Source organism: Streptomyces antnestii, assembly GCF_004005495.1.
GTDB classification, from domain to species: Bacteria; Actinomycetota; Actinomycetes; order Streptomycetales; family Streptomycetaceae; genus Streptomyces; species Streptomyces antnestii.
The window spans coordinates 265,071-282,527 of the sequence record NZ_RZYA01000003.1 but is presented as its reverse complement, the minus strand read 5'-3'; the positions used below and the strand labels follow the sequence as shown (position 1 = coordinate 282,527).

Genomic DNA, 17,457 nt, shown 5'->3' with positions numbered 1-17,457 from the left:
GCGCGGCGGGCGGGGGCCTGCGGGGCGGCCGGGGCGTCGAGCGGGGACCCCGGGCCGGCCGGGAACGGGAGGGGCCGGCGGTCTGCTTCATGTGCGGCTTCATGTTCATGTGCGGCGCAGCCTCAGTGCGAGGAAGGCGACGCCGAGGCCGACCAGGACGAGGCCGGAACCCAGCGGCAGGACGCCCACCACGGGGACCGCGGGTTCGGCGACGGCCTGCCGCGGGGTGTGGCCCGCGGTGTCCACGGGGGCGCCGCTCGGCGGGGCCGGCCGGACCTCCTGATCGTCCGGGAAGTCGCCGGGCGGGACGACGGCGTGCGCCGAGTGCGTGCGGGAGGGCGAGGCCGCGGGGGTGCGGGGCCGCTTCGGCGCCGTCGCGGACGCCGAGTCCGAGTGCCCGCCGGGGGAGGCGGTCGGAGTGTCGGTCCCGGCCGGGGAGGTGCCGGCCGACGCGGCATCCGTGGCCGACGGGTCCGCGGTTCCGGCCGTCCGGGACGGTTCGCGGCCGGGGTGGTCATCGCGCGGGTGCTCCGCGGGCCGGGTCTTCGCCGGGTGGCGGGGACGGTCCGGGTGGTGAGGGCGGTCCGGGTGGTGGGGACGGTCCGGGGGCTCGGAATCCGTGCGCCCCGGCGGCGTACGCCCCTCGCCGGAATCGCTGCCGGCCCGGGACTCGTCGGCGGCGGGGTGCGTGGGCGCGGGTTCGGCGGCGTACGCGGACGAGCCGGTGGCGGCCGGGCCGAGCAGGAGGGCCAGGAACAGCAGCGCCCGCAGGCAGAAAAGGGGCCGTGGACACAGCGGACGGCCGGTGGTGCGGAGGCGTGGAGTCATTCCGCGCGCCCCTCCCGGAATCGAGTCACCAAGATCGGAGGAATCCCGGAATCAGCGTCACATAACGCAACAATTCCGGCACCTTGGTGTCACCCGGTTACCGCCCGGCCGCCTGTCGCGTGCCACCTGCCGTGTACCGCGTGCCGCCTACCGCCTGCCTCTGCGGTCTACTTCAGCGTGAGCAGCACCTTCCCGATGTGTCCGCCCTCTTCCACCACCCGGTGCGCCTGCGCCGCGTCGCTCATGGGGAGCTTCCGGTCGACGATGGGCCGGACACGTCCCGTCGCGATCAGCGGCCAGACGTGTTCCCGTACCGCCGCGACGATCGCGGCCTTCTCGGCCAGCGGGCGGGCGCGCAGCGAGGTCGCCGTGATGGCGCCGCGCTTGTTGAGGAGCGTCGCGATGTTCAGCTCGCCCTTGACGCCGCCCTGCATGCCGATGATGGCGAGACGGCCGTTGGTGGCCAGGGCCCGGATGTTGCGGTCCAGGTACTTGGCGCCCATGTTGTCGAGGATGACGTCCGCGCCCGCGCCGTCCGTGGCCCGCTCGATCTCCTCAACGAAGTCCTGCTCGCGGTAGTTGATCAGGATGTCGGCGCCGAGTTCCGCGCAGCGGTCGAGCTTCTCCTTGGTGCCCGCCGTCACCGCGACCCGGGCGCCGACGGCCTTCGCCAGCTGCACGGCCATCGTGCCGATGCCGCTGGATCCGCCGTGGACCAGGAAGGTCTCGCCGGGCCGCAGGTGGGCGATCATGAAGACGTTCGACCAGACCGTCGCTGTCACCTCGGGGAGCGCGGCCCCCGTGACGAGGTCGGTGTTCTCGGGCACCGGCAGGAGCTGACCGGCGGGGACGACGACCTTCTCGGCGTAACCGCCGCCCGCGAGCAGCGCGCACACCTCGTCGCCGACGGACCAGCCCGAGACACCCGGGCCGAGCGCGGCGACGCGTCCCGAGCACTCCAGACCCGGGACCTCGGTGGCGCCGGGCGGCGGGTTGTAGAAGCCCTGGCGCTGGAGCAGATCGGCCCGGTTGACGGCACCCGCCACCACCTCGACCAGCACTTCGCCCTCGCCGGGTACGGGATCGGCGACCTCCGCCCAGACGAGCGCCTCAGGTCCACCGGGTTCCGGAATCGTGATCGCATACATGCCGGCGAGGCTACTCCTCGACGTGATCACCGGGACTGATCACCGGGACGTGATCACCGGAGGGGCGATACGGGTGCGTCGAAAGGCTTCCGCGGGGCGTTGCCTCCCGGTCAGCCCTGCGGCAGCCGTCGCGTGTCCGGGACGGACTGGGTGCCGGGGCTCGCCCGCACGATCGTGATCAGGCGGTCCGTCAACTGGAGCGTGCCGATGGCCTGGTCGTCGTAACCCAGCACGCGGTGCCCGCGCACCACGCTCACCACCAGGTCCTCCGTCTCCCGGACCTTCAGCCCCACCTCGGCCTTTATGACCGGCCGTTCGACGAGGTCGAGGCCACTGCCCTGCTGGATGAGGTCCTCCATGACCATGCCCGCGCTCGGGCTGAGCACGGAGAGCCCGAGCAGCCGGCCCGCCGCGCTGGCGCTGGTGATGACGGCGTCGGCGCCCGACTGCCGCAGCAGCGGGGCGTTCTCCTCCTCGCGGACCGCCGCCACGATCTTCGCCGTGCGATTGAGCTGACGTGCGGTCAGTGCGACCAGGACCGCGGTGTCGTCGCGCTGGGTCGCGATGATGATCTGCCGCGCCTTCTGCACCTCGGCGCGCAGCAGCACGTCGCTGCGGGTCGCGTCACCGACGACCCCGGCGTAACCGTGCGCCGTCGCCGACTCGATGACCTTGCCGCTCGGGTCGACGACCACCACCTGGTCCGCCTTCAGACCCGTCGCACAGACGGTCTGGACCGCCGACCGGCCCTTCGTGCCGAATCCGACGACGACGGTGTGATCACGCAAGTTGGACCTCCAGCGGTTCAAACGCCACTCCTCCCGGGTGCGCTCGGTGAGCACTTCGAGAGTGGTGCCGACCAGGATGATCAGGAACAGCACACGCAGGGGCGTGATGACGAGGATGTTGACGATCCGGGCGCCGTCGCTGACGGGCGTGATGTCGCCGTATCCGGTGGTGGAGAGGGTGACGGTCGCGTAGTAGAACGCGTCCAGCAGGTCGACACTCGTGTCGGAGTTGTCGTGGTAGCCGGAACGGTCGGCCCAGACGATGAACGCCGTGGCGACCAGGACGGCGAGCGCAATGAGCAGTCGTTTGGCGACCTGCCGCAGCGGCTTCTCGACGACACGCCTCGGCAGCTTCACCTGACGTGCGACGAGCTTCTCGTCGGCCTGGCGGGCCATCGCGTCCTGGCCGGGGAGTTTCACGTGAAACATCCTTCGGCTGCGCCGCCCTTGCCGCTTTCCTTGCCTCTGCCCTTATCGGCACCCTTGCCGGCGCTGTCCTGGCCGTAGCCATGGGCGTCGCTGCCCGACGGGTTCCACGACCAGGGCAGGTCCAGGATCTCCAGTTCCTGCCCGGCCCGCGCACCGCCGGGCGCCACGACGGCGAGCCCGTCGGCCGCCGCGACGCCGCGCAGCATGGCCGGCCCGTTGTAGTGCAACGGCACGGCCTCGTCCCCGCGCAGCGCGACAGGGACGAGCCGGGTGTCGTGCGGGTGCCCGTGCACAGCACTCCGCAGCGGCGCGGTGTACGCCTCGTGGACCGGCCGCCCCGCCAGCACGCGCAGCATAGGCTCGGCGAGCGTGAGCAGCCCGGACACGGCGGCGAGAGGGTTGCCGGGCAGACCGACGAGGTACTGGCCCGGCTTGGTGCGGGCGAGCAGCATCGGGTGTCCCGGCCGCACCGCGACGCCGTCGACGAGCAGGTCGGCGTCGATACGGCTCAGGGTCGGGTGCACATGGTCGACGGGGCCCGACGCGGTGCCGCCGGTCGTCACGACGAGATCGGCGTCCGAGGACCGTACGGCCTTCAGCAGCGCCTTCGGATCATCGCCCAGGCGTCGTACGGAGACGACCTCGGCGCCCAGCGCCCTGAGCCAGTGCGGCAGCATCGGGCCGAGCGCGTCCCGGATGAGGCCGTCCCGGGGGAGGCCCATGGTCAGCAACTCGTCGCCCAGGACGAACACTTCGGCGCGCGGCCGGGCCACCGTCGGCAGTTCGTCGTACCCGGCGGCTGCGGCGAGCCCCAGCACCGCCGGGGTCACCAGGGCGCCGGGGGGCAGGAGTTGGTCCCCGGAGCGGCACTCCTGGCCGCGGGGGCGGATGTCCTGGCCGTGGCCGACGTCGCGCAGCGGAAACAGCCGGCCCTTGGCGTCCGTGCGGCCGTGCTCGCTGCGGATGACTGCGGTCGCTTCCCGCGGGACGCGGGCGCCGGTGGCGATCCGGACGGCCTCGCCGTCGGACAGCGGCTCGGGCCCGTCCTGCCCGGCGAGGATCCCCTCGGCGCGTACGTCCCAGGGACCCGGGCCCGCGACGACCCAGCCGTCCATGGCGGACGTGTCGAACGACGGGAGGTCGCACAGGGCGACGAGGGGTTCGGCCAGCGTCAGCCCGAGCGCGAGGTCGAGCGGTACGCGGCGCTCGGCCGTACGCCCCCGGAGCGCGGCGGCGTCCCGCCCGGCGCGCTGGGCGACGGCCCGCGCGGCGGCCCAGGCGGCGGCTCGGTGACGGGGGCGCTCTACGGGAGCTGTACTGGCTGCCTGGCGCTCGGGGCTTGTGTCGTGTGCGGGGCTTGTGTTGTGTGCGGGGCCCGTGCTGTGTGCGGGGCCCGTGCTGTGTGCGGGGCCCGTGCCGTGTGCGGCGCCTGGGCGAGCCTCACGGCCTGGGCGGTCTGCGGGGGCTGTCTCGTCCTGACGGTCGTTGGGGTCCCAGTGATCCAGAAAGTCGCTGGAATCCGTGCCGTCCGCCGATGGGCGACCCAGGCGGTCCGAACTCCCGGCGGCAGTCGCGGCTTCGGCCTGGAGAGGCTGGAGTGGGTGGTGTTCCGACCCCCCGTGTGGTTCGCGCGGGCGGCCCCCTCCGGGACGGCCCGCACCGAAGGCCCCCGCCCGGCGGCCCTCGTTGACCAGCGCGAGCGCCTCGTCGACGGCACTGTCCTCGGCCGCGCGCGCCTGCGCGGCCAGAGACTCGGCGCTCTGTCCGCTCATCCCGCGCCCGGCCCGTCGGCGTCGGGGGCACCCGCGCGGTCCCCGGACGCCTCCTCGGCCGCCGCCTCCTTCGCCCATCGGTCGGCGAGCGCGACGGCCTTCGCGGCGGCCTCGGCGACGGCTTCCTTGCCTCCCCCGGCGGCCGCGGCCGCGTACCCGACCAGGAAGGTCGTCAGGGGAGCGGCCGGCCTGGCCACACCGTGCGCGGCGTCGCGGGCGAGGTCGAGGAGGACGCCGGTGTCGACGTCGAGTTCGATGCCCAGTTCGTTCTTGGCTGCGGAGATCCATTCATCCAACACGTGCCCATGCTCCCTGATACGTGAACGGGCGGCGGCGATGTCGTCCCAGGTGTCGCAGTCGAAGGACGCGACGGGGTCGGTGATGCGGGTGAGTTCGAGTCGCCCGACGAGCAGCCGCAGGGGCAGCCCGGAGAGGCCGCCGTCGTGCGCGGCGGCGATGTCGTCGAGGTGGTGGCGCAGGGGCGCGCTCCGGTAGGCCGCGACGAGGGGCTGGTCGCGGCCGTCGGCGTCGGTGAGCAGCACTCCGTCGGCCGTTCCCCCGTACAAGGCGTTCAGGAGGCGTCGTACGGTGCGGTCGCTGAGGAAGGGCAGGTCGGCGGAGAGGACGAGGACCGCGTCGGCCGTGGTGGCGCGCAGGCCGGCGTCGAGGGCGGCCAGTGGTCCGCCGCCGGGCGGGTCCTCCCGGGTCCAGCGCACGGGGTACGCGGTGGGCCGGGGTGCGGCGACGACGACGGTGGTGCCGGCCGTGGCGCAGGCGGCCAGGACCCGGTCGAGCAGCGGTCTGCCGCCGACGCGGACCGCGGGCTTGTCCGTGCCGCCGAGCCGCCGGGCGGCGCCGCCCGCGAGCACGACGGCGTCGTGGGCGCGGGGGCTCGGCGCGGGAGCAGCGTTCATCCCCCGAGTATGGGCGCACGAAGGATCATTGCCACCCCCGGAAACGGCCCGCGCCCGCAGGGATCTGCATCACACCGGGGGAGGTGGGCGCGGGCCGCTCGTCATCGCAGGGTGCGCGGCGGCATCGTCACAAGGCGCGCGGCGGCGGCGTCACAAGGTGCGCAGGAGCACCGCCGGCTGCTCGACGCAGTCCGCCACGTAGCGCAGGAATCCGCCCGCCGTGCCGCCGTCGCACACGCGGTGGTCGAACGTGAGCGACAGCTGGACGACCTGCCGGACGGCCAACTCCCCTTGGTGCACCCAGGGTTTGGGGGTGATGCGGCCCACTCCGAGCATGGCGGCCTCGGGGTGGTTGATGATCGGCGTCGAACCGTCGACGCCGAAGACGCCGTAGTTGTTCAACGTGAAGGTGCCGCCCGTGAGTTCCCCCGGGGTGAGCCGACCGGCCCGCGCCGATTCCGTGAGGCGGGCGAACTCGGCGCTCAGGGACTCGGCGTCACGCGCGTGCGCGTCCCGCACGACGGGGACGACGAGTCCGCGCTCGGTCTGGGCGGCGAACCCGAGGTGCACCTCGTCGAGCTGTACGACCTCGCGGGCGGCGAGGTCGACCCGGGAGTTGAGCTCCGGATAGCGGGCCAGGGCGGCGGTGCAGATGCGGGCGAGCAGGGCGAGTACGGAGATCTTCTGCCCGCCGGCCGCGTTCATCGCCACGCGCGCGTGCATGAGTTCCGTGGCGTCGGCGTCGACCCAGCAGGTCGCGTCGGGGATCTCACGGCGGCTGCGGCTGAGCTTGTCGGCGACCGCGCCCCTGATGCCGCGCAGCGGGACGCGGATGCCTCCGGTGCCGACGCCCGGCGCGGTCGGCACGGTCGGCACGGGGGCCAGGAGCTCGGCTTCGAAGGGTTCCCGTTCGGTGCCGACTCCGGCTCCGACTCCGGCTCCCGCTACGGCTCCGGTTTGCGCCCCGGTCGCGCCCGCGGCCCGCACCTGAACGCTCTCCCGCAGGGCGTTCTCGACGTCGGACCGCAAGATCAGGCCGTCGGGTCCGGACCCGGACAGCTCGCGCAGGTCGACGCCGTGCTCGCGGGCGAGTTTGCGGACGAGGGGGGAGATCACCGGGACGGGTCCGGTCCGGGTCTGCGCGGGCTGCGTCTCGGCAACGGGCGCGGGCTGCTGTGCCTCGGCCTCCCGCGCGGGCTGCGACGCGGCTTCCCGCGCGGGCTCGACGGGCGGGGCCGTAGGGGTGTCGTTCCGTCGGCTGACCCTGCGGCGGCGCGCGGGGGCGGCCGCGGTCCCGTAGCCCACGAGGACGTTCCCGGAGCCCTCGTCGGTCTCGGACGGTGTGCCCACGGCGACGGTCAGGAGGGGGGCGCCGACGGGCAGTTCGGTGCCTTCCTCGCCGAAGCGGGCGGTGACCACGCCCGCGTAGGGGCACGGGACCTCGACCATCGCCTTGGCGGTCTCCACCTCGACGACCGGCTGGTCCACCACCACGACGTCGCCGACCTGCACGAGCCAGGTGACGATCGACGCCTCGGTGAGGCCTTCGCCCAGGTCGGGCAGTTTGAATTCAAAAACCTGTGCCATCAGCTGCCCGCCTCCCACTGCAGCCGGGCGACCGCGTCGAGGATCCGGTCCACGCCCGGCAGATGGTGCCGCTCCAGCATCGGCGGCGGATACGGGATGTCGAACCCGGCGACGCGCAGGACAGGCGCCTCCAGGTGGTGGAAGCAGCGTTCGGTGACCCGCGCGGCGATCTCACCGCCGGGGCCGCCGAAACCGCCCGACTCGTGCACGACGACGGCTCGCCCGGTGCGCCGCACGGACGCGCTGACCGTCTCGTCGTCGAACGGCACCAGGGAGCGCAGGTCGACGACTTCGAGATCCCAGCCCTCGGCCCGCGCGGCCTCGGCGGCCTCCATACAGACGGGCACCGAAGGCCCGTACGTGATGAGCGTGGCGCTGGTGCCGGGGCGGCGCACCACGGCACGGCCGATCGGCTCCACCTCGGTCGGGTGCTCGGGGTTCCAGGAGTCCTTCGACCAGTACAGGCGCTTGGGTTCGAGGACGACGACGGGGTCGTCGGAGGCGATGGCGGCGCGCATCAGGCCGTACGCGTCGGCGACGGTGGCGGGCGTGACGACGTGGAGGCCCGGGGTGGCCATGTAGTAGGCCTCGGAGGAGTCGCTGTGGTGCTCGACGCCGCCGATGCCGCCGCCGTAGGGCACGCGCACGGTGAGGGGCAGCGGCATCGCTCCCCTGGTGCGGTTCCGCATCTTCGCGACGTGCGAGATCAGCTGTTCGAAGCCGGGGTAGGCGAACGCGTCGAACTGCATCTCGACGACGGGCCGCAGTCCATACATGGCCATGCCGACCGCGGCGCCGAGGATGCCCGCCTCGGCGAGCGGTGTGTCCGTGCAGCGGTCGTCGCCGAACTCCTTGGCGAGCCCGTCGGTGACCCGGAAGACGCCGCCGAGCGTGCCGACGTCCTCGCCGAGGACGTGCACGGAGGGGTCTGCGGCCATGGCGTCGCGCAGGGCGCGGCCGAAGGCCTGTGCCATGGTGGCCGGCTTGGCCGGGTCGGCCGTCCTGGCGGTGGCGGCGACGGTGGTCATCGGTCCGCTCCGTCCGACTCGGCGTCGAGCTCGGCACGCAACTGGGCGGCCTGCTCGCGCAGTTGCGTCGTCTGCTCGGCGTAGACGTGGCCGAAGAGGTCCATGGGGTCGAGCACCGGGTCCTGGTTCATGCGCTCGCGCAGGTCGGCGGCCATGGCCTCGGCTTCGGCGCGCACCGCGCGCATGCCTGCCTCGTCGAGGAGCCCACGCTGCGTCAGCTCCCGCTCCAGGAGCAGGATCGGGTCGTGGTCGCGCCAGGCGTCGACCTCGGCGTCGGCCCGGTAGCGCGTCGCGTCGTCCGCGTTCGTGTGGGCCTCCATGCGGTACGTCACGGCCTCGACGAGGGTCGGACCGCCCCCTTCGCGCGCGTGGCGCACGGCTTCGGCGAGGACCTCGTGCACGGCCACCGCGTCGTTGCCGTCCACGAGCCGGCCCGGCATGCCGTACCCGACGGCCTTGTGGGCGAGGGAGGGGGCGGCGGTCTGCTTGGCGAGCGGGACAGAGATCGCGAAGCCGTTGTTCTGGACGAGGAAGACGACCGGGGCCTGCCACACCGCGGCGAAGTTCAGCGCCTCGTGGAAGTCGCCCTCGCTGGAGCCGCCGTCGCCGACCATGGCGAGCGCGACCACGTCGTCGCCCTTGAGCCGGGCGGCGTGCGCGAGGCCCACCGCGTGCGGGAGCTGGGTCGCGAGGGGCGTGCACAGGGGGGCCGTGCGGTGCTCGCGCGGGTCGTAGCCGGTGTGCCAGTCGCCGCGCAGCAGGGTCAGCGCCTGCACGGGGTCGAGGCCGCGGGCGACGGCGGCGAGGGTGTCGCGGTAGCTGGGGAAGAGCCAGTCGCGCTCCTCCAGGACGAGGGCGGCCGCGACCTCGCAGGCCTCCTGTCCGGTGCTGGAGGGGTAGACCGCGAGCCGGCCCTGCTTCGTCAGGGCGGTCGCCTGCGCGTTGTACCTGCGCCCGCGCACCACCTCCGCGTACAGCTGGTGCAGAAGCCGGGCGTCGGCCTTGGCCGCGGCGTCGGTGCCGAGAACCCGGTACGGCTCGGCGTCGGGCAGCAGCGGCGCGGGATCCGTGCGCGGCTGCCAGGCGGGCGGCGGGGTGGGCCGGTAGGCGTCCCGCTGCTCCATGACCGTCATGACGGCACCTCCTCGTTGGAAGCGGCTGAGAGACGCGACGGTGTGATGCGCCTCACCTACCGATTGTTCGGTCGTCGGCACATTTTGGCTACAGGCACCTCCAGGCTGTGGACAAACGGTTCTCCACAGCTTGGGATGGACGCAGTACGTCCATGGTAGGGAGGCGGGGGGACATGGCATCTGAACGAATGGCCGACGACGCGGGCGGCGACCGTCCCGACAGCCCGCCCTGTCCGCCGGACAGCTGTCCCGGCCCCGCCCCCCGCCCGCACGACAGCCGCCCCGGTTCCTCGCCCCGGCCGCCCGACAACCGGCCGGACTCCCAGCCGCGCCCGCCCGACGGCCGCCGTCCCGAGTACCAGCCGCGCCCGCTGGACGCCATCGACCGAGACATCCTGCAGATGCTCCAGATGGACGGCCGCGCCTCGATACGCTCCGTCGCCGAGCGCGTCCACGTGTCACGGGCCAACGCCTACGCGCGTATCAACCGGCTCATCGACGACGGCGTCATCCGGGGCTTCGGCGCCCGCGTCGACCACGAGCGGGCCGGCCAGGGCGCCTCCGCGTACGTCACCCTCAAGATCGTCCAGAACTCCTGGCGCACCGTGCGCGAGCAGCTGCGACGCCTCCCTGAGGCGTCGCACATCGCGCTGGTCAGTGGCGACTTCGACGTGCTCCTGATGGTGCACACGCAGGACAACAGGGCCCTGCGGGAACTGGTGCTCACCAAGCTCCAGTCCATGCCGGAGGTACTGAGCACGCGCACGCTGCTGGTGTTCGAGGAGGAGGACCTGGAGCCGGACTCCTGACGCGACCGCGCCCGGGGTCCGTCAGTCCTCCTTGCGCAGGCCCCCGAAGATCAACTGCGTGACGGCGTCGGCCACTTCGCGGTCGTCCATGCCCCGGCCGCCCGGCCGGTACCACTCCGCGATCGAGTTGATCATGCCGAACACGAGGCGGGTCGCGAGCCGTACCTCGATGTCGCCCCGCACGTCCCCGTCGGCGGCGGCGGCCTTCAGGAGATCGGCCACCTGGTGGTCGAACTCCCTGCGCCGCTCCATCGCCCAGCGCTCCGTGTCGGTGTTCCCGCGCACGCGCAGCAGCAGGGTCACGTAGGGCAGCTCGGATATCAGGACCTGGACCATGCGCCGGGTGACGTACTCCAGGCGCTCGACGGCACGCCCTACGCGCGCGTGCTCCTCGCCGAGGATGCCGAAGAGGCCGTCGAGCGCGCGGCTGACCGCGCGGCGCAGCAGCTCCTCCTTGCCGGACACGTGGTGGTAGATCGACGACTTGGAGATACCGGCGGCCTTGGAGAGGTGCTCCATGGACGTGCCGTCGTAGCCCCGCTCGTTGAAGACCTGCACGGCGACCGAGAGGAGGGTCTCGGGCGTGTAGGTGTCGCGTCGTGCGGTGGTCATGCGGAGCCCTCCCGCTTGTCGGAGGCGTACGAGTGGCGGTAGAGCGCGAGCGAGGGGGCGTAACGGCCGGACGGGTCGCGCAGGTGCAGGTCGTCGAGGAGGGAGTACGCCCAGTTCTTGCCGAGCTTCCTGCTCCATTCGACAGGCCCCAGCGGGTAGTTGACGCCCAGGCGCATCGCGGTGTCGATGTCCTCCGGAGTGGCCACTCCCTTGGCGACGGCTTCGTGCGCGAGGTCGATGATCCGGGCGACGGTGCGGGCCACGATCATGCCGGGCACGTCGCCGATGACGCTGACGTCCTTGCCGATGGCCTGGAACAGGCCGGTGGCCTCGCGCAGGGTCTGCGGGGACGGTTCCTGCGAGGTCGCGAGGGCGATACGGGTGGCGGCACGGTAGTCGAACGAGAGGTCGAAGTAGACGACGTCCCGGTACTCGACGGAGGTCTGGCCGTCCGCGAGGGCGAGCTGACCGCCGCCCGGCAGGACCAGACGGGTGCCGTTGTCCTCGTCCTCCTCGCGCACCTGGATGCCCGCCTCGCGGATCAGCGTCAGGAGCTCGGCGGCGGGGCCCAGGTCCCCCTCGGCGACGACGTAGGCGGGCGCCGGGGCGGGCTGTGCGGTGTGCGGCTCCGGGCGCTCCTCGCCGTCCCCGTACGTGTACCAGCCGCGGCCCGCCTTGCGTCCGAGCATGCCGGCCTCGACCAGGCGCCGCTGGGCCAGGGACGGCCGGAACTTCGCGTCCTGGAAGAAGGCCTCCCACACGGAGCGCGTCACCGCTTCGTTGACGTCCTGGCCGATGAGGTCCGTCAGTTCGAAGGCGCCCATCTTGAAACCGCCGCACTCGCGCAGGACGGCGTCGATGGTGGCGGGCTGGGCGCCCTGCTCCTCGTAGACCGCGAACGCCTCCGCGTAGAAGGGCCGCGCGATGCGGTTGACGATGAATCCGGGGGTGTCGGCGCACACGACCGGGGTCTTGCCCCAGCCGCGGGCCGTCTCGTACGCGCGCGTGGCCGCCGTGACGTCGGTCGCCGCGCCGGAGACCACCTCGACCAGCGGCATCAGCGGGGCGGGGTTGAAGAAGTGCAGGCCGACGAGGCGCCCCGGCAGGCGCAGCGCGCCGCCGACGGCCGTGACGGACAGGGACGAGGTGTTGGTCGCGAGCAGACAGTCGTCCGCGACGATCTCCTCCAGTTCGCCGAACAGCCGCTGTTTCACGTCGAGGCGCTCCGCCACGGCCTCGACGACGAGGGCGGCGCCCGCGAACTCCCCGAGGGTCTCGGCGGGGCTCAGGCGCGCGCACGCGTCGTCGCGCGCGGCGGCGTCGAGCCGGCCCTTCTCGACCAGGCGGCCCAGGCGCGCGGCGATGGCGTCCGCGGCTTCCCTGGCGCGTCCCGGCACGGCGTCGTAGAGCCGCACGGGGTGTCCGGCGGTCAGGGCGACCTGGGCGATGCCCTGGCCCATGGTGCCGGTGCCCACCACGCCCACGAGGCGTTCGGGACTGCCGGGCTCGAGTGCTGTCATGCTCGCGATCCTCCCGCACAAGACCACGGCCGGGGCCCCGGGGGTCGGGGCTCAGAAGACGGACGGGAAGTTTTCCACAGGTTCGACGGACCCCCTTGTCCCGACCGATCGTTCGGTTACTCTAGCTCTGTCCGCCTGTTCCTGCCCAGCTCGCCGGCTCGACGAAGAGCCGCCCCGACGAGGAGTTGGTCCGCCATGGCCGCCGAAGCCTCCCCACACGACCTGATCGCCAAGCACCGGCCCACCCTCGACCAGGCGCTGGAGGCGATCCGCACCCGCGCGTACTGGTCGCCGCACCCCGAGCACCCCAAGGCCTACGGGGAGCACGGAAGCCTGAGCATGTCCGACGGCAAGTCCGCCTTCGACGCCCTCGTCGGCACCCGCTTCGACCTGGACCAGCCCGGCACGGACGACTGGGTGGGCGGCGAAGTGTCGCCGTACGGAATCGAGTTGGGCGTGACCTACCCGCACCCCGACATCGACGCGCTGCTCCCCGCCATGCGCGCGGGCATGCGTGCGTGGCGCGAGGCCGGCGCCGAGACGCGTGCCGCCGTCTGTCTGGAGATCCTGGCCCGCATCAGCGCCCGCACGCACGAGTTCGCGCACGCGGTGATGCACACCAGCGGCCAGGCCTTCATGATGGCGTTCCAGGCGGGCGGCCCGCACGCCCAGGACCGCGGCCTCGAAGCGGTGGCGTACGCGTACGTCGAGCAGGTGCGCACCCCGGACGCGGCCGAGTGGACGAAGCCGCAGGGCAAGCGCGACCCCCTCGTCCTCGGCAAGCGGTTCACCCCGGTCGGACGCGGCATCGCGCTCGTCGTCGGCTGCAACACGTTCCCTACGTGGAACGGGTACCCGGGCCTCTTCGCCTCCCTCGCCACCGGCAACGCCGTCCTCGTGAAGCCCCACCCGCGCGCGGTGCTGCCGCTCGCCCTCACCGTCCAGGTGGCCCGCGAGGTCCTCGCCGAGGCCGGCTTCGACCCGAATCTGGTGGCGCTCGCCGCCGAGGCCCCCGGCGAAGGCCTCGCCAAGACGCTCGCCCTGCGCCCCGAAATCAAGATCATCGACTACACGGGGTCCACGGCCTTCGGCGACTGGCTGGAGACACACGCCCGCCAGGCGCAGGTCTACACGGAGAAGGCGGGGGTCAACACGGTCGTCATCGACTCGACCGACCGCTACCAGGGAATGCTGTCGAACCTCGCGTTCTCCCTGTCCCTGTACAGCGGCCAGATGTGCACCACCCCGCAGAACCTCCTCGTGCCGCGCGACGGCATCACCACGGACGAGGGCCCCAAGTCGTACGACGAGGTGGTCGCCGACATCGCGGCGGCCGTCGGCGGCCTCCTCGGCGACGACACCCGGGCGAACGCCCTGCTCGGCGCCCTGGTCAACCCGGACGTGAAGGCCCGCCTGGAAGGCGCCTCCGGCCTCGGCGAAGTCGCCCTCGCCTCACGGGAGATCACCAACCCGGAGTTCCCGGGCGCCGTCGTCCGCACGCCGGCGATCGTCAAGCTGGACGGCGCGCGGAAGTTCTGGGACGGGGCCGAGTCCGAGGCCGCGTACCTCGCTGAGTGCTTCGGCCCGGTCTCCTTCGCCGTCGCCGTCGACTCCACGGCGGACGCGCTCGACCTGCTGCGCCGCACGGTCCGCGACAAGGGCGCGATGACGGTCGGCGCGTACACGACCTCCGACGAGGTCGCCGAAGCCGTCGAAGAGGTCTGCCTCGACGAGTGCGCCCAGCTCTCCCTCAACCTCACGGGCGGGGTGTATGTGAACCAGACGGCGGCGTTCTCCGACTTCCACGGCTCGGGCGGCAACCCCGCGGCCAACGCGGCCCTGTGCGATGGAGCGTTCGTGTCGAACCGCTTCCGGGTGGTGGAGGTACGCACGGAGGCGTGATGTCTCCGACGGCGGCTGTTTGATCGGACGGCTGGGCGGGCGCCGGGCATGGCACGACACCCCGCCCGGCGTCCGGTCAGGCAGCCGGGCGGCCCTCGGGAGCGCCCGGTGTGCCGCAGGTGCTCCAGTGGAAGAGCGTCATGCCGACGCTCGTCGCCAGGTTGTAGCTGGAGACCTGCGCCCGCATCGGCAGCGACACCAAGTGGTCCGCGCGGGCGCGCAGTTCGGGGGAAAGCCCGCTGCGCTCCGAGCCGAAGGCGAGCAGCGCATCGTCCGGCAGCGCCGTCCCCCGGATGTCCTCGCCCTCCGGATCGAGCGCGTAAACGGGCCCCGGCGGCAGTTCGTCCACCGTCAGGCGCTCGACGGCCGTCGCGAAGTGCAGGCCCGCGCCGCCGCGTACGACGGTCGGATGCCAGGGGTCGAGGCTGCCGGTCATGACGACGCCCGTCGCCCCGAAGCCGGCCGCGAGCCGGATGACGGCGCCCGCGTTGCCGAGGTTGCGGGGGTTGTCCAGGACAATGACGGGCGCGGTGCGCGGCAGACGTGCGATGGCGGCCAGGTTCGCCGCCCGGTCCGGCCGCACCGCCAGCGCGGCCACCCCCGTGGGGTGCAGACGCGGCACCAGGGCGCGCAGGGACGCCTCCGGAACCTCCACGAGGAGCCCGTCCAGCGCGTCCCGCACGTCGGGGGCGAGTTCCTCCGCCAGGGCGATTGCGGCGGCGCGACTCGTCGCCAGGGCCACCGGCACGCGCGCGCCGAAACGCAGCGCGTGCTTGAGGGCGTGGAACCCGTCGAGAAGGACCGACGCCTCGGCGTGGGCGCGCCACGCGTCGACGCCGACGGCATCCGCCCTGCTCATACCGCCCTCTTCATGCTGTTCGCCCGCACCGCTCCGCTCATGGCGTGAAGCCTACGTGGGCCTGTTCGGGGCTCTCCGCGGCGCGAGGCCCGGGCACGGCACGTGCACGTGCCGTACGGGAAAACAGACCTCCACGCGCGCGTGCCACCCATCCGCCCAGCCGCTTCAGGAACGACGTGGGCAGGAACACGGCGTCGGCGGCGATCATCGCGAGCGAGAAGAACGGCAGTCCGAGCAGCACCGCGATCACCGCGTGTTCGCACATCATGGCGACAAGCAGCACGTTCTTGACGCGCCGGTTGAACAGCGTGAACGGAAAGGCGACCTGCACGACGACCGTCCCGTACGACACGAGCATGATCATCAGCCCGTGCGAGGCGAGCAGGTCGCCGAGGGCGGGCCAGGGCGAGAAGTAGTCCAGGTGCAGTGGGTAGTAGACCGCGGTCCCGTCCTGCCAGCGATTGCCCTGGATTTTGTACCAGCCGGCGGTCGCGTAGATCAGACAGGCCTCCGCCATGATCACGAAGAGCGCGCCGTTGTGCGCGAGGTTCGCGATCACGTCGAACAGCACCCGGGGCTCTCCGTACGGGTCCCTCCGGTTCACCGCCCACCACAGGCCCTGCACGGCCCACAGCCCCCAGAAGGCGACCAGCCAGCCCCCGCTCACCACGCCCATGAAGGTGATCGCGGAGAGCCCGAGCCCGGCGAGCCACCACAGCAGGGGCCCCACCCGGTCCGGCCGCCCGGCACCGCCCTCCTCACGCGCGCGTGCGGCCCGTCGCGCGTCCAGCGACCAGACCTGCCCGCACCGCGTGAGTACCAGGTAGATCGACATCAGATGGATGACGTTGTCGCCGCCGTCGCCCATGAAGATGCTGCGGTTCTGCAGCGACAGCACGCCAATCATGAACAGGACGGACATGGTCCGGGTGCGCCAGCCCAGCATCAGCAGCGCGGCGGTCACGACCGCGGCGGCGTAGACGATCTCGAACCAGGCGCGGCCGTCCGACCACATCAGCGCGGTGAACGCGCCGTTGCCCGCGATGAGCTGCTGCGCCATGTCCCAGCTCCACGGCCCGTCGGGCCCGTACAACTCATGGCGGTGGGGGAACTCGCGCAGCAGGAACAGCAGCCAGGTCGCGGAGAACCCGATGCGGATCACGGCGCTCTGGTACGGGCCGAGGGCGAAACCGGTGACGCGGTCGATGCGGTTCACCGGGCGCCCGCCTCCTCACCGGCGGCACGCGCGCGCGTGCCGCTGTCGAGTGCCCTGTCCGCGACCGTCACCGTCCACCAGGGAACCTCCCGGTACACAGGCTTGGGATCGACTTTCTCGCCGCTCCACGGGGGCGGCGCGACATTGGTGGTCCGGGAACGGACCTGGACGCGCGTGATGCCGCCGGCGCCGCCGTCAGCCCTGTCGCCATCCGCCCCCTTACCGTCAGCCCTTTCACCGTGGGCCGCCACGTCCTTCTCATCGGACAGGCGAAGGACGACGATGCGGCGGATGTAGCGCTCGGACAACTGGCCGCGCAGCCCGTTCGGACGGTTCTCGCTGTCGTGCGCCGACAGGTAGAAGTCCCAGGCGCGGCGCAGCTCGTTCTGCTGCGTGTGGCTGGGCAGCAGGTTCCCGTCGATGGCGGTGCCGTCCTGCGCCGACAGGTCGTACCAGCCGGTGGTGTGAGTACCGCCGCCGGCCGTACGGACCTCGGCGCGGGCCTGCACGGCGATGTTCTGCTGGAGCGGGTTGGGCGCGAACAGCTTCCAGTTCTGCTCGAACTCCGGGTAGATCCAGCCGTCGACGGTCCGGCCGTACTCCTTGGAGGCGGTGTTGGGCGGAGCGACGTGCAGGAACACCATCGCCATATGGACACACGCCCCGGCGGCGACCACGACGAGCGCGAAGGCACCGGCGATCTGATAGCGAAGGGAGAGGGCGGAGAGCCCGACGCGGGGCGGACGGCGCGTCCCCGCACCGGGCTCCGGCCCCCTCCGCGTACTCGGCTCCGGGTCGGAACGCCGGGCCGTCGAGCCCTTGTCGTACGCGTCCATGCGCCCCGTCTCCCGAGTCTCCCGCTGCCGTCGGCCCGCGCTTCTGCCGAACCGATTCCTCGCCGCACGGCCCACT

15 protein-coding genes are annotated in these 17,457 nt (G+C 72.7%); 2 read left to right on the top strand and 13 right to left on the bottom strand.

The features are described 5' to 3' along the window. Positions 1 to 105: 105 nt before the first annotated feature. From EOT10_RS09195 to pdhA, 8 genes are all read right to left on the bottom strand, one after another. Positions 106 to 828 carry a hypothetical protein gene (locus EOT10_RS09195; RefSeq protein ID WP_127827591.1) on the bottom strand — a complete coding sequence of 241 codons (723 nt, stop codon included), beginning with the start codon at positions 826 to 828 and terminating at the stop codon, positions 106 to 108. 167 nt (positions 829 to 995) lie between these two features. Next, positions 996 to 1,976 (bottom strand): NAD(P)H-quinone oxidoreductase, encoded by a 981-nt coding sequence (locus EOT10_RS09190; RefSeq protein ID WP_127827590.1) that lies wholly within the window; start codon positions 1,974 to 1,976, stop codon positions 996 to 998. Between the two features lie 110 nt (positions 1,977 to 2,086). Further along, positions 2,087 to 3,193 carry a potassium channel family protein gene (locus EOT10_RS09185; RefSeq protein ID WP_189491350.1) on the bottom strand — a complete coding sequence of 369 codons (1,107 nt, stop codon included), beginning with the start codon at positions 3,191 to 3,193 and terminating at the stop codon, positions 2,087 to 2,089. Next, complete coding sequence (locus EOT10_RS09180) at positions 3,181 to 4,965, bottom strand: molybdopterin molybdotransferase MoeA (RefSeq protein WP_127827588.1); 1,785 nt, start codon at positions 4,963 to 4,965, stop codon at positions 3,181 to 3,183. The genes EOT10_RS09185 and EOT10_RS09180 overlap by 13 nt, the downstream gene beginning before the upstream one ends. Next, on the bottom strand, positions 4,962 to 5,879 hold the full coding sequence (locus EOT10_RS09175) for an NTP transferase domain-containing protein (protein WP_127827587.1): 918 nt from the start codon (positions 5,877 to 5,879) through the stop codon (positions 4,962 to 4,964). The genes EOT10_RS09180 and EOT10_RS09175 overlap by 4 nt, the downstream gene beginning before the upstream one ends. Before the next feature lie 150 nt (positions 5,880 to 6,029). Continuing rightward, a complete protein-coding gene (locus EOT10_RS09170) occupies positions 6,030 to 7,466 on the bottom strand; it encodes a dihydrolipoamide acetyltransferase family protein (protein WP_127827586.1) in 1,437 nt (478 codons plus the stop codon). After that, positions 7,466 to 8,494 (bottom strand): alpha-ketoacid dehydrogenase subunit beta, encoded by a 1,029-nt coding sequence (locus EOT10_RS09165; RefSeq protein WP_127827585.1) that lies wholly within the window; start codon positions 8,492 to 8,494, stop codon positions 7,466 to 7,468. The genes EOT10_RS09170 and EOT10_RS09165 overlap by 1 nt, the downstream gene beginning before the upstream one ends. Then, positions 8,491 to 9,627, bottom strand: a complete 1,137-nt coding sequence (gene pdhA / locus EOT10_RS09160; RefSeq protein ID WP_127827584.1) for a pyruvate dehydrogenase (acetyl-transferring) E1 component subunit alpha — start codon at positions 9,625 to 9,627, stop codon at positions 8,491 to 8,493. The genes EOT10_RS09165 and pdhA overlap by 4 nt, the downstream gene beginning before the upstream one ends. Positions 9,628 to 9,800: 173 nt before the next feature. On the opposite strand from pdhA, the gene EOT10_RS09155 reads away from it, so the two are divergent. Then, entirely contained in the window at positions 9,801 to 10,436 is a 636-nt protein-coding gene (locus tag EOT10_RS09155) for an Lrp/AsnC family transcriptional regulator (RefSeq protein WP_223280889.1), read from the top strand. Positions 10,437 to 10,457: 21 nt separating this feature from the next. Here the strand turns inward: EOT10_RS09155 and EOT10_RS09150 are convergent, their stop codons facing one another. Then, complete coding sequence (locus EOT10_RS09150) at positions 10,458 to 11,048, bottom strand: TetR/AcrR family transcriptional regulator (RefSeq protein ID WP_127827583.1); 591 nt, start codon at positions 11,046 to 11,048, stop codon at positions 10,458 to 10,460. Further along, positions 11,045 to 12,568 (bottom strand): 3-hydroxyacyl-CoA dehydrogenase, encoded by a 1,524-nt coding sequence (locus tag EOT10_RS09145; protein WP_127827582.1) that lies wholly within the window; start codon positions 12,566 to 12,568, stop codon positions 11,045 to 11,047. Before EOT10_RS09145 ends, EOT10_RS09150 begins: the two co-directional genes overlap by 4 nt. A 195-nt stretch (positions 12,569 to 12,763) precedes the next feature. On the opposite strand from EOT10_RS09145, the gene paaN reads away from it, so the two are divergent. Beyond that, positions 12,764 to 14,470, top strand: coding sequence for a phenylacetic acid degradation protein PaaN (paaN, locus tag EOT10_RS09140; protein WP_127827581.1), 1,707 nt, complete (start codon positions 12,764 to 12,766; stop codon positions 14,468 to 14,470). Positions 14,471 to 14,546: 76 nt separating this feature from the next. On the opposite strand, the gene EOT10_RS09135 is transcribed toward paaN, so the two are convergent. From EOT10_RS09135 to EOT10_RS09125, 3 genes are read right to left on the bottom strand one after another with little or no spacing between them, the layout of a single operon-like run. Beyond that, positions 14,547 to 15,329, bottom strand: a complete 783-nt coding sequence (locus EOT10_RS09135) for a TrmH family RNA methyltransferase (protein ID WP_127827580.1) — start codon at positions 15,327 to 15,329, stop codon at positions 14,547 to 14,549. Positions 15,330 to 15,366: 37 nt separating this feature from the next. Then, a complete protein-coding gene (locus EOT10_RS09130; protein WP_127827579.1) occupies positions 15,367 to 16,545 on the bottom strand; it encodes an HTTM domain-containing protein in 1,179 nt (392 codons plus the stop codon). Further along, complete coding sequence (locus EOT10_RS09125; protein ID WP_127827578.1) at positions 16,542 to 17,381, bottom strand: DUF5819 family protein; 840 nt, start codon at positions 17,379 to 17,381, stop codon at positions 16,542 to 16,544. Before EOT10_RS09125 ends, EOT10_RS09130 begins: the two co-directional genes overlap by 4 nt. Positions 17,382 to 17,457: the final 76 nt, after the last annotated feature.

Excerpts from the sequence above, each read along its gene's own strand:
- EOT10_RS09195 (WP_127827591.1), bottom strand. The coding sequence starts at position 828 with ATGACTCCACGCCTCCGCACCACCGGCCGTCCGCTGTGTCCACGGCCC.
- EOT10_RS09190 (WP_127827590.1), bottom strand. The coding sequence starts at position 1,976 with ATGTATGCGATCACGATTCCGGAACCCGGTGGACCTGAGGCGCTCGTC.
- EOT10_RS09185 (WP_189491350.1), bottom strand. The coding sequence starts at position 3,193 with ATGTTTCACGTGAAACTCCCCGGCCAGGACGCGATGGCCCGCCAGGCC.
- EOT10_RS09180 (WP_127827588.1), bottom strand. The coding sequence starts at position 4,965 with ATGAGCGGACAGAGCGCCGAGTCTCTGGCCGCGCAGGCGCGCGCGGCC.
- EOT10_RS09175 (WP_127827587.1), bottom strand. The coding sequence starts at position 5,879 with ATGAACGCTGCTCCCGCGCCGAGCCCCCGCGCCCACGACGCCGTCGTG.
- EOT10_RS09170 (WP_127827586.1), bottom strand. The coding sequence starts at position 7,466 with ATGGCACAGGTTTTTGAATTCAAACTGCCCGACCTGGGCGAAGGCCTC.
- EOT10_RS09165 (WP_127827585.1), bottom strand. The coding sequence starts at position 8,494 with ATGACCACCGTCGCCGCCACCGCCAGGACGGCCGACCCGGCCAAGCCG.
- pdhA (WP_127827584.1), bottom strand. The coding sequence starts at position 9,627 with ATGACGGTCATGGAGCAGCGGGACGCCTACCGGCCCACCCCGCCGCCC.
- EOT10_RS09155 (WP_223280889.1), top strand. The coding sequence starts at position 9,801 with ATGGCATCTGAACGAATGGCCGACGACGCGGGCGGCGACCGTCCCGAC.
- EOT10_RS09150 (WP_127827583.1), bottom strand. The coding sequence starts at position 11,048 with ATGACCACCGCACGACGCGACACCTACACGCCCGAGACCCTCCTCTCG.
- EOT10_RS09145 (WP_127827582.1), bottom strand. The coding sequence starts at position 12,568 with ATGACAGCACTCGAGCCCGGCAGTCCCGAACGCCTCGTGGGCGTGGTG.
- paaN (WP_127827581.1), top strand. The coding sequence starts at position 12,764 with ATGGCCGCCGAAGCCTCCCCACACGACCTGATCGCCAAGCACCGGCCC.
- EOT10_RS09135 (WP_127827580.1), bottom strand. The coding sequence starts at position 15,329 with ATGAGCAGGGCGGATGCCGTCGGCGTCGACGCGTGGCGCGCCCACGCC.
- EOT10_RS09125 (WP_127827578.1), bottom strand. The coding sequence starts at position 17,381 with ATGGACGCGTACGACAAGGGCTCGACGGCCCGGCGTTCCGACCCGGAG.